At 40.4% G+C, this 1259-nt stretch carries 1 protein-coding gene; it reads right to left on the reverse strand.

All coding sequences use genetic code 11. The features are described from left to right. Nucleotides 1-959 (reverse strand): group II intron reverse transcriptase/maturase (gene ltrA, locus HT715_RS11420; RefSeq protein ID WP_172922971.1); only part of this gene is annotated, 959 nt, incomplete at its 3' end. Between the last annotated feature and the right edge of the window lie 300 nt (nt 960-1259).

Raw genomic sequence — 1259 nt, forward strand, 5'->3', positions numbered from 1 at the left:
GACAAATTCAGTTGCTCAATACGTCTTGTTAAGTCTATACTCCATTTCCTCTGTGTTAGTTTCTTCAATTTAAGCTTAAATCTCCGAACACTATCTTGATGGGGACGACTTTTCCAACCATCTGATGATTTCCAGAACCCAAAACCTAAGTATTTCAGCTCTCTTGGTCTGGTAATCTTAGTCTTGGTCATATTTACTTTCAAACCTAGCCGTTTCTCAATAAAACGACTGACTGAATACATCACACGCTTAGCGGCTGCCTCGCTTCCGACCGTCATCACACAATCATCTGCGTAGCGCACAAATCGAAGTCCCCTCTTTTCTAATTCCTTGTCCAATTCATTAAGCATGATATTGGATAAGAGAGGAGATACATTTCCTCCCTGTGGTGTGCCAACTAGCGTTTTATGACGTTGACCATTAATGATAACACCTGAATGAAGATACTTACGAATCAAGGATTCCCTATCTCCGTCTTCGATAATGTTATGTACTAAGGACATCAATCTATCTTGAGGAACCCTATCGAAAAATTTCTCTAGGTCTATATCCACTATCCACTCATAGCCGTCATTTAAGTACTCTAAGAACTTCCTGATGGCTTTTTCACATGACCTATTTGGTCTGAAGCCATAACTCGTATCTGAGAAATGAGATTCACAAATGGGGCTCATGACTTGGACAATGGCTTGTTGGATTATCCTATCCATCACTGTCGGAATTCCTAGTTGACGGATGCCTCCGTTTGGTTTAGGAATCTCAACTCTAAGAACTGGTTGAGGCTTATATTTTCTCTGTTTTATCAGTTCCTTAGTCAAGCGCCAGTTTTGTCTGAGATAATTATCCATCTCTTCTATAGTCATTCCATCAATCCCAGCTGAGCCTTTATTGGATTTTACTTGATTGTAGGCTTCCAGCATATTTTCGCGTGATACTATCTTATCTAGCAATTTTGACATGTGCCTATTCCTTTCTTGTTTTGGTGCCTGAGGGATATCTTATATTGGTGAACCTTCATCTAGTCAATACGTGACAGAGTCCAGTTCTATCAGACCTCTCGTTTTACAGACACAAGTAAAGTAGGATTACTTCGATCTGTCGTTTTCTCTTTCTAGCGACAGACCTCAAACAGTCTCTCCCCAGACTGTTTGAGTATTCACCCCTTCGCTCCACTTCCATTACAGAAGTTTCCTCACTACTATGGGTTCGGCTGACTTCTCATGATTCCTTGTTACTACGCTTTCATACTCAATTGTTTT

The organism is Streptococcus sp. 4155 (assembly GCF_013276695.1).
Taxonomy (GTDB): Bacteria; Bacillota; Bacilli; order Lactobacillales; family Streptococcaceae; genus Streptococcus; species Streptococcus pseudopneumoniae.